This is a genomic window from Flavobacterium sp. (assembly GCF_004211145.1).
Classification (GTDB): Bacteria; Bacteroidota; Bacteroidia; order Flavobacteriales; family Flavobacteriaceae; genus Flavobacterium.
In genome coordinates this window covers 35,460-46,132 of sequence record NZ_SEBS01000028.1, presented here as the reverse complement: position 1 = coordinate 46,132, position 10,673 = coordinate 35,460, and the positions used below count along the sequence as shown (strand labels likewise).

Below are 10,673 nucleotides of genomic sequence, written 5' to 3'. Positions count from 1 at the left end.
CACCGCCACGGTCCGGCCGGTGCGCCAGGAGACCAGTCCCGGACCGTTGATCCAGCAACGGCGGGGCGAACCTTAGCGGCTAGTGTCCGCCTAATCAAGTTCACGAATGATGCAAGTCACGACAATCGATTCCATGCGCGTATTTCGCCGCGTCTTTTCATCGGCTGCAAAGGTTAAGAGGCGAACATTTATGAGTTTTACCGTGATTTGAAATCGGTGAAATAACGATTGCGAAAACGGTGCTTTTCGTCGAATTCTTTTCAACTTTCTTTTAATAACCCTACCTTTGCCAGCCTGAACCATTTCTTATGAACAAGTACAGCAAACGAAGGGAAGCGCTTTTGTATCACGCTAAACCGCAACCCGGAAAGATAAAAGTAGTTCCAACCAAGAAATACGCCACGCAACGCGATTTGTCGCTGGCTTACTCTCCCGGAGTTGCCGAGCCCTGCCTCGAAATTGCCAAAGACGTCAACAACGTTTACAAATACACCGCCAAGGGAAATCTCGTGGCGGTCATCACAAACGGAACCGCGGTTTTGGGCCTGGGCGACATCGGTCCCGAGGCGTCGAAACCCGTAATGGAAGGCAAGGCGTTGCTGTTCAAGATTTTCGCCGACATCGATGTGTTCGACATTGAAATCAATGAAAAGGACGTCGATGCATTTGTCGAAACGGTGAAGCGAATTTCCCCGACGTTTGGCGGTATCAACCTCGAAGATATCAAGGCGCCCGAATCGTTCGAGATCGAAAGGCGATTAAAGGAAGAACTTGACATTCCCGTGATGCACGACGACCAGCACGGCACGGCGATCATCTCATCGGCGGCTTTGCTCAACGCGCTCGAACTCGCGAAAAAACAGATTGAAAAAGTAAAGATCGTCGTTTCAGGCGCCGGTTCCGCGGCTCTGGCTTGTGCGAACCTCTACTTGCTGCTCGGCGTGAAAGTCGAGAATATCATCATGTTCGACAAGGACGGCGTGATCTCAAGCGACCGAACCGATTTGTCGGATCTTCAACGATTGTACGCGAAAGACAAAAAAGACTTATCGCTTTCTGATGCCATGAAAGGCGCCGATGTATTCCTCGGGCTTTCAGCCGGAAACATCCTGAGCCCTGAAATGTTGCTCGGCATGGCGAAGAATCCGATCGTGTTCGCGATGGCCAATCCGATTCCTGAAATCGATTATGATTTGGCGATAAAAACCCGCAAGGACATCATCATGGCGACGGGCCGTTCCGACCATCCGAACCAAGTGAACAACGTGCTCGGTTTCCCGTACATCTTCCGAGGCGCGCTCGATGTCCGGGCCACGATCATCAACGAAGAAATGAAAATGGCGGCCGTTAAGGCGCTCGCCGCGCTTGCGAAGGAATCGGTTCCCGAGCAGGTGAATATCGCGTATGGAGAGACAAAATTGCTATTCGGACGCGACTATATAATCCCGAAGCCGTTCGATCCGCGATTGATCACGACGGTTGCGCCTGCGGTTGCGAAAGCGGCGATGGATTCGGGCGTGGCGCTGCATCCGATCCACGATTGGATGAAGTACGAGGAAGAATTGCTCGACCGTCTGGGATCCGACAACAAAATGGTGCGTTTGCTTACGAACCGCGCCAAGAGCGATCCAAAGCGTGTCGTTTTCGCCGAAGCCGACCAACTCGACGTGCTCAAAGCGGCGCAGATCGTGTTCGAGGAAGGCATCGGACATCCGATCTTGCTCGGAAATAAGGAAATCATACTCGAACTTAAGGAAGAAATCGGATTCGATGCCGATGTTCCGATTTTCGACCCGAAGACGAAAGAAGAGGACAAGCGCCGCCTGCATTACGCCGAAATGTTCTGGAAGGCGCGCCAACGCAAAGGCGTGAACCTGCTCGATGCCCAAAAATGGATGCGCGAACGCAATTATTTCGCGGCCATGATGGTCAACGAAGGCGAGGCCGACGCTTTGGTTACGGGCTATTCGCGCAGTTATCCCGCGACCGTGAAACCGATTTTGCAACTCATCGACAAAGCGCCCGGAATTTCGTTGGTCGCCACGACAAACATGATGATGACCAACCGCGGCCCGATGTTTTTAAGCGATACGGCGATCAATCCCGATCCGTCAGCCGATGATTTGGCGAAGATTGCGCTCATGACCGCGAAGACCGTGCGTTTGTTCGGAATGGAACCCGTGATCGCGATGATTTCGTTCTCGAATTTCGGATCTTCTTCGCATCCTGCGGCCAAAAAAGTCCGTGAAGCCGTCGATTACCTGCACAAATATTATCCTGAACTCAAGGTTGACGGTGAACTTCAAGCCGATTTCGCGTTGAACCAGGAAATGCTCAAGAAGAAATTCCCGTTCTCGAAACTCGCCGATCAAAAGGTAAATACGTTGATTTTCCCGGATCTCGCGTCGGCTAACATCACGTACAAATTACTTAAGGAACTCGACAAGGCCGATTCGGTAGGGCCGATCATGTTAGGCTTGGACAAACCCGTGCATATTTTCCAACTCGGAGCGAGCGTCGAAGAGATGGTGAACATGGCTGCCGTGGCAGTTGTGGATGCCCAGGAAAAACAAAAGCGCCTCAAAAACCTGATCGTTAAAAATTAGCCGATGAACAAAGGGCTTAGCCTGTAAAAGTTTTTTCATATATTTGGCAATTACTTAACATTAATGATTGCGCACATACAGGGCAGATTGGTTGAAAAAACACCCACCGAAGTAATCATCGATTGCAACGGCGTGGGCTATCAAATTAACATTTCACTGCACACTTATTCCTTGCTTCCCGCAACCGAAAATGTTCGGTTGTATACCTATCTCCAGATCAAGGAAGACGCACACACATTGTTTGGATTCGTAGAGAAATCGGAACGCGAGATTTTCAAGTTGCTTTTGTCGGTATCGGGCATAGGTGCTGGGATTGCGCGTACCATGTTGTCGTCTCTCGACCCTAAACAGATCATTCAGGCATTGGCGGTCGGCGACCTTGGAACCATACAGTCGATCAAAGGCATCGGAACCAAAACGGCACAACGCGCCATACTCGATTTGAAGGACAAAGTGTTAAAAGTTTACGATCTGGATGAAGTTTCAGTTTCGGCAAACAATACAAACAAAGATGAAGCGTTATCTGCTTTGGAAGTGCTGGGCTTTAACAAAAAATTGGCTGAGAAGGCCGTTGAGAGAGTTGTTAAGGAAAATCCGGGAGCCACTGTGGAAACCATCATCAAATCAGCGCTTAAAAACTTATAAGAGTTTGAAAACAGATTACAACCGAACAAAGATATCGTTACAAAATATACTTTCTTTCTGCCTGTTGCTGGCCGGTTTTTCGGCGTCGGCTCAGGTTGATGAGGAAGACGACGTGCCTCAGCAGGACACCATCGGCTACAGCCAGGGCACGATGCAATTGCCGAATCCGCCCAGTATCGTTGACGCTTACACCTACGATCCGGTCACGAATCGATACGTCTACACAAGCAAAGTGGACGAGTTCAACATCAATTATCCGATCATCTTAACGCCCGAGGAATACCAACAACTCGTGCAACGCGAAAGCATACGCGATTATTTCAAGTCAAAATCCGACGCGATATCGGGCAAGAACGAAGAAGGAAAAAAAGACCTTTTGCCGCGCTATTACGTGAATTCAGGCTTCTTCGAGACGATTTTCGGAAGCAATACCATCGACGTCAAACCAACGGGATCCGTAGAAATGGATCTCGGCGTGCGTTATACCAAGACCGACAACCCGTCGCTGTCACCGCGAAACCGCGCCAGTACGACGTTTGACTTCGACCAGCGCATCAGCATGAGCTTGATGGGAAAAGTTGGGACACGATTGAACGTCACGGCCAATTACGACACCGAATCGACGTTCGCGTTCCAGAATTTGATCAAACTCGAATACGCGCCGACTGAGGACGACATCATCCAGAAAATCGAAGTCGGTAACGTGAGCATGCCGCTCAACAGCACGTTGATCCGCGGCGCGCAAAGCCTTTTTGGGGTCAAGACGCAGTTGCAATTCGGGAAGACGACGGTTACGGGCGTATTTTCGGAACAGAAATCCCAGACCAAAACGGTTGCTGCCCAGGGCGGCGGAACGATCCAGGACTTTGAGCTTTTCGGGTTGGATTACGACGCCGATCGCCATTATTTCCTTTCGCAGTATTTCCGAAACCGCTACGATGACGCGATGCGCAATTATCCGTTGCTCGACACCCGCGTCCAGATCACGCGTATCGAAGTTTGGGTAACCAACAGGCAGAACCGCGTCACGACGACCAACAACAACCTTAGGAATATCGTGGCGTTGCAGGATTTGGGTGAAGCGCAACTCACGGGTTCAGTGGATACCGACATCGTTGCGATCAACCCGCTTGACCCGACAACATTCTTCAACCAGCCCGTAAATTCGCCACCTGACAACAAGAACAACGACTACGATCCGGCGTTGATAGGAGCGGGCGGTTTGCTCAACCAGAACATCAGGGAAATCGTGACGGCCTCGTCGGGTTTCAACAATGCCAGCGCGACGGAAGGAAGGGATTTTTCTAAATTGGAAAACGCGCGAAAGCTTACGTCGACCGAATTCACGTACCATCCGCAATTGGGTTACATATCGCTACAGCAAAAACTCTCGAACGACGAAGTGCTTGCCGTTTCGTACGAATACACCGTTGGCGGTCAGGTTTACCAAGTCGGGGAATTCGGAACCGATGGTGTCGAAGCTACGCAAGCTACGAACGATCCGGTTACGGGCGATGTCGCTTCAGTTTCCACGCAAAGCCTCGTGCTCAAAATGTTGCGCAGTAGCTTGACCAACGTGACGCTTCCGGTTTGGAACCTCATGATGAAGAACATCTATCAGATTCCGGGCGCTTTCCAGTTGGAGCAGGAAGATTTCCGATTTAACATTCTATACACCGATCCGTCGCCGATCAACTACATCACGCCGGTTGCGGGCACGACCTTCCCGAACAACCCCGACGCTCCGGTCGCCGAGACGCCGCTCTTGAAAGTCTTCAACCTCGACAGATTGAATTACAATAACGATCCGCAGGTCGGTGGAGACGGTTTCTTCGATTACCTTCCGGGTTATACGATCGATTCCCAGTACGGCCGAATCATTTTCAGCACCGTGGAGCCGTTCGGTGAATTGCTCTTTACCAAACTTCAGAACAACGCGGGCGAGAACTACGAAAACGAGAATACCTACAACGCCAACCAGCAGAAATACGTCTACAAGATCATGTACGACAACACGCAGGCGCAGGCGTTGCAACAAAGCGAGAAGAACAAATTCCAACTCAAGGGCCGATTCAAATCGACCGGAGGCGACGGAATCGCAATCGGCGCGTACAATGTTCCGCAAGGTTCGGTGACCGTGACTGCGGGAGGCCGTGTCTTGGTGGAAGGCGTCGATTACAGCGTGAACTATCAGTTGGGACGCGTGCAGATTCTTGATCCATCGCTGCAGAATACGCCGATCGAGGTTTCGGTGGAAAATAACTCGGTTTTCGGACAACAGACACGCCGTTTCTTCGGTGTGAACGTCGAACACAAATTCTCGGATAAATTCCTCTTGGGCGCGACGTTCCTCAAAATGACCGAAAGACCGTTTACGCAAAAATCGAACTACGGACAAGAATCGGTCAACAACAGCATCTTCGGCGTCAATGGAAATTACGCGACCGAAGTGCCGTTCCTGACGCGTTTCGCGAATATGTTGCCGAACATCGACACTGACGTTCCATCAAACGTTTCGATCCGCGGTGAAGTCGCTTTCCTAAAGCCCGACACCCCGAAAGCCGATCAATTCGAAGGCGAATCGACGATTTACATAGATGATTTCGAAGGGTCACAAACGACGATCGATTTACGCGGTGCGCTTTCGTGGTTCCTTTCGTCGACTCCTGTGAGCAATGCGACGAGCGATTATGATTTCTTCAACGTCGCGAACAGCCCGATTGGTTTGGACACAGGCTTTAGGCGTGCCAAACTTTCGTGGTATTCGATCGATCCGATATTTTATGCACAACGTCCCGCGGGCGTTTCGATTCAGGACGTGAGTTACAACGCGACGCGCCGGATCTACAGCGACGAATTGTATCCGAACGTGGACATCGCCGTCGGTCAAAGTACGGTCGTCAACACGCTCGACCTAACATATTATCCAACCGAACGCGGCCCGTATAACTACGATCCGGCTGCCGCGACCGATGGAACGCTTCCCAATCCTACTGAAAACTTCGGTGGAATCATGCGCGCGCTCAACTCGACCAACTTCGAGCAAGGAAACGTCGAATACATTCAGTTTTGGATGCTCGACCCGTATTTCGATCCCGGAAATCCTGATCAGGCTTCTCCGAATACGAATGCGGGAACACTTTATTTGAACTTAGGTTCCATTTCAGAAGATATTCTTCGCGACGGACGCAAGCAGTTCGAGAACGGTCTCGGGCCAGGACAGGTCTTGGTGCCTACGATCTGGGGTAATGTTCCGGGTTCTCAATCGCTTATCTACGCTTATGATGCCGACGGTGGAAACAGGACCGCGCAGGATATCGGTCTCGACGGTTTGAGCGACGACGAAGAAGCTGCGAAATTCCCGCAATTCGCAGGATTCCCGGATCCATCGGCCGATAATTACCAATATTACCTAACCGCGACCGGAACTCTTTTGGAACGTTACCGCGATTACAACGGAACGCAGGGCAACTCGCCCGTGGACGTATCCGATACGAACCGCGGATCGACAACGCTTCCCGATATCGACGATATCAACCGCGACAATACGATGAACGAAATCAATGCGTATTACGAATACCGCATTCCGGTTTATCCGAACATGGACATCGGCCAGCCTGACGCGCCTTTCCTCGTGGACATACGCGAGACTCAGGCGACGAATCTTCCTTCCGGGGCGAACAGCACGACGGCTCGTTGGATGTTGTTCAAGGTTCCGGTTGATCAGTTCGTGAACAATGTCGGAGGTTTGTCAGACTTCAAGACGATACAGTTCATGCGTATGTTCCTGACCGACTTCAACCAACAAGTGACGTTGCGTTTCGGCGCACTCGATTTGGTCCGCGGCGAATGGAGAAGATTCACGAATTCGCTCGTCACGCAAGATGCGAACCTTACCGACGACAACGTGAACTTCGATGTCCAGGCGCTCAACATCCAGGAAAACGGCGATCGCTGCCCTGTGAATTACGTTTCGCCTCCGGGCGTGAACCGCGAGCAATTGTACCAACAAAACTCGGTGATCAACCAAAACGAACAATCACTTGCATTGCGTATCGATGCCCCGAACGGACTCGATCCCGATCCGGCCATGTCAGGAAACGGCCGCGCGGTGTTCAAGAACGTGAGCGTGGACATGCGTCAGTTCAAGAAATTGAAAATGTTCCTTCATGCCGAGGCTTTGCCTGAGGTCAACGAAGGCGACAAGTTGCAGGATAATGAAATGGTGGCGTTCATCCGATTCGGAAATGACTTCACGCAAAACTTCTACGAGGTCCAGATTCCTCTGAAAGTGACGCCGTTTACATACAATCCGAACAATGCGAGTACATCTGACGACACCTGTTCGCCATTGGCCGAGGATGTCGTCTGGCCTGAGTCGAACGAAATGGACCTGACACTTGCGTTGCTTACCAAGCTCAAGATCATGGCGCTCAACAACACGGCTCCTGAAGCTGATGCGAACGGAATCCGCTATATGAACGAAGGTGATTTGGATCCGACGTTGGCCGGACGAGACAATGAGTTGCGTTTGGGTATCAAGGGTAATCCGAACTTCGGTTTGGTGCGCACGCTCATGATCGGTGTCAAGAACAATACTAGAAATCCGGTCATTCCTATCGCCGATGCTCCGAACACGAACCGCGAGGTGCGAGGAGAAGTCTGGTTCAACGAGTTGCGTATGGCCGAGATGGACAACCAAGGCGGTTGGGCAGGTGTCGTGAACCTCGATTCGAACATCGCCGATTTCGCGACGGTTTCAGCTGTCGGGCGCATGAGTACGATCGGGTTCGGATCGCTTGAACAAGGCCCGAACGAACGCAGCCGCGAAGACCAGAAACAATACAACATCGTGACGAACGTGAACGTGGGTAAATTGCTTCCGAAGAAATGGGGCGTGAACCTTCCGTTCAATTATGCCGTGGGCGAGGAAATCATCACGCCTCAATACGATCCGTTCTATCAGGATATCAAACTCGACCAACTGCTTGACAATACTGAGGGCGAGGCCGAGAAGAAGAACATCGAGAACCGTGCGATCGATTACACGAAACGCACGAGCATCAACTTCATCGGTGTTCGAAAAGAGCGCGCTCCCGAACAAAAACAACGGATTTACGATCCTGAAAACCTCACGCTTTCGTATTCCTACAACGAGGTGAACCGCCACAATTACGAAATCGAGAATCTGATCGACCAACAAGTCAGTGCGACCGCCGATTACGCGTACAGTTTCCAACCGAAACCCGTTGAGCCGTTCAAGAAGATGAAGTTTTTGAAGAAATCCGATTACTGGAAATTCCTCAGTGATTTCAATTTCAATTACCTGCCGTCGAACATCACGTTCAACTCGAATATCATGCGCCAGTACAACAAGCAGCAGTTCCGCCAGGTCGATGTTGCGGGGATCGCGATCGATCCGTTGTACCAACGCAATTACTTGTTCAACTATCAATACGGTTTCAACTTCCCGATTACGAAAGCGCTCAAAGTGAATTACAACGCGACCAACAGTAACATCGTACGTAATTATATCAGTCCTGAAGGTGTGCCGAATGACGAGATCACGGTTTGGGATGATTTCTTCGACATCGGACTGCCGAACCAACATTCGCAGCAGGTCGTCGTGAATTACGAATTGCCGATCAACAAACTGCCGATTTTCAGCTTCGTCAAATCGACGTATTCATATACGGGTGATTACAGCTGGCAGCGCGCTTCGTTGGCATTGTCGAGCATCGAATATGAAGGCGTCGAATACAACTTAGGAAATACGATCCAGAATGCAGCGTCTCACAAACTCAACACGGCGTTGAACATGGACGCGTTCTACAAATACATCGGTCTTGTCAAAAAGCCCAAGAAAGCACCTGCGAAACCTGCAGCGGCTCCGAAACCCGGAGAGAAAATCACGAGTACGGCAGTTCCAGCAACCGGCGGACGCGGCGTATTCCTCGACGGATTGATTGGTGTCGCGACGAGTATCAAGAACATTCAGATCAATTATACCGACAACCGCGGAACGGTGCTTCCGGGATATTTGCCTGGATTGGGCTTCTTCGGGTCGACTAAGCCGACACTTGGTTTCGTTTTCGGTTCCCAGGACGATGTGCGTTACGAGGCTGCGAAACGCGGTTGGCTGACGCAGTATCCGGAATACAACCAAAACTTCACCCAAGTCACCAACAAGGTTTTGGATATCACGGCAAACGTAGATTTGTTCCCCGATTTCAAGATCGATCTGAACGCGAACCGCACCTATGCCGACAATTATTCGGAGCAATACGATGTGAGCGATGATTTGACGACTCCTGAAGTCGACTTGGGTTACAACTCGCTTTCGCCTTACAGCTACGGGAATTTCTCTATCTCGACGGTGATGCTCAAAACGTCGTTCAAGCAAAGTGATGAGAATGTCTCGTCGGCGTTCCAGGATTTCCGCGAAAACAGGATCATCATCGCGAATCGCTTGGCGCGTAGTTATTACGGCACGAACAACTTCCCGACGAATCCTGAAGACGGATTTCCGTTAGGTTTCGGAAAGAACAGCCAGGCGGTTTTGCTTCCGGCATTCCTCGCGGCGTACACAGGTTTCGGAATTACGGGTTCAGGATACGGAGAATCGGCGAAAGACTTATCGTTAAGCGCTTTCCGCGACATGCCGATCCCGAACTGGACGATCAAATACAGCGGATTGATGCGTTACAAGTATTTCAAGGATCGCTTCAAGCGTTTCTCGTTGCAGTCGAATTATCGCGCGTCGTACACGATCAACTCGTTCCGCTCGAACTTCGATTACAATCCTGACAAAGAACTCAACGGAACCGATACGGCCGGGAATTTCTACACGAAGACAATCATTTCAAACGTGAACCTGGTCGAGCAGTTCAACCCGCTCATCCGCGTCGATTTCGAGATGAAGAATTCGTTCAAGGTATTGGCCGAGATTAAGAAAGACCGCGCGCTTTCCATGAGTTTCGACAACAATTTACTCACCGAAGTCCAAGGAAAGGAATACGTCGTAGGTTTGGGTTACCGCATCAAGGACGTGATTTTCTCGTCTCAACTTGCCGAGGATCCGAGCGGAATCATCAAAAGCGACATCAACGTAAAACTCGACGCCTCGTATAGAAACAACAAAACGATCGTGCGCAACCTCGATTACGACAACAACCAATTGGGCGGCGGGCAAAACATCTGGTCGGCGAAATTGACTGCCGATTATTCGTTCAGCAAGAACCTGACGTTGATTTTCTATTACGATCATCAGTTCAGCAAGGCCGTGATATCGACGTCGTACCCGATGACGAACATCCGCGGTGGATTCACGTTGCGTTATAACTTCGGAAATTGATAATCGGGAAAAATTTTCACCGAGTTCTTTAAAAATACCGTACGTAAATTTTACATTTGTCGTGCAAA

The 10,673-nt window shown here is 50.5% G+C and carries 3 protein-coding genes; all 3 read left to right on the top strand.

The genetic code is table 11. The features are described from left to right. Positions 1-308: 308 nt before the first annotated feature. Positions 309-2,606, top strand: coding sequence for an NADP-dependent malic enzyme (locus EOO50_RS12975; RefSeq protein WP_290840699.1), 2,298 nt, complete (start codon positions 309-311; stop codon positions 2,604-2,606). Between the two features lie 63 nt (positions 2,607-2,669). Then, positions 2,670-3,251: a Holliday junction branch migration protein RuvA gene (gene ruvA / locus EOO50_RS12970; protein ID WP_290840698.1), complete on the top strand. Its 582-nt coding sequence runs from the start codon at positions 2,670-2,672 to the stop codon at positions 3,249-3,251. A gap of 4 nt (positions 3,252-3,255) precedes the next feature. Beyond that, entirely contained in the window at positions 3,256-10,605 is a 7,350-nt protein-coding gene (sprA, locus tag EOO50_RS12965) for a cell surface protein SprA (protein WP_290840697.1), read from the top strand. Positions 10,606-10,673 lie beyond the last annotated feature (68 nt).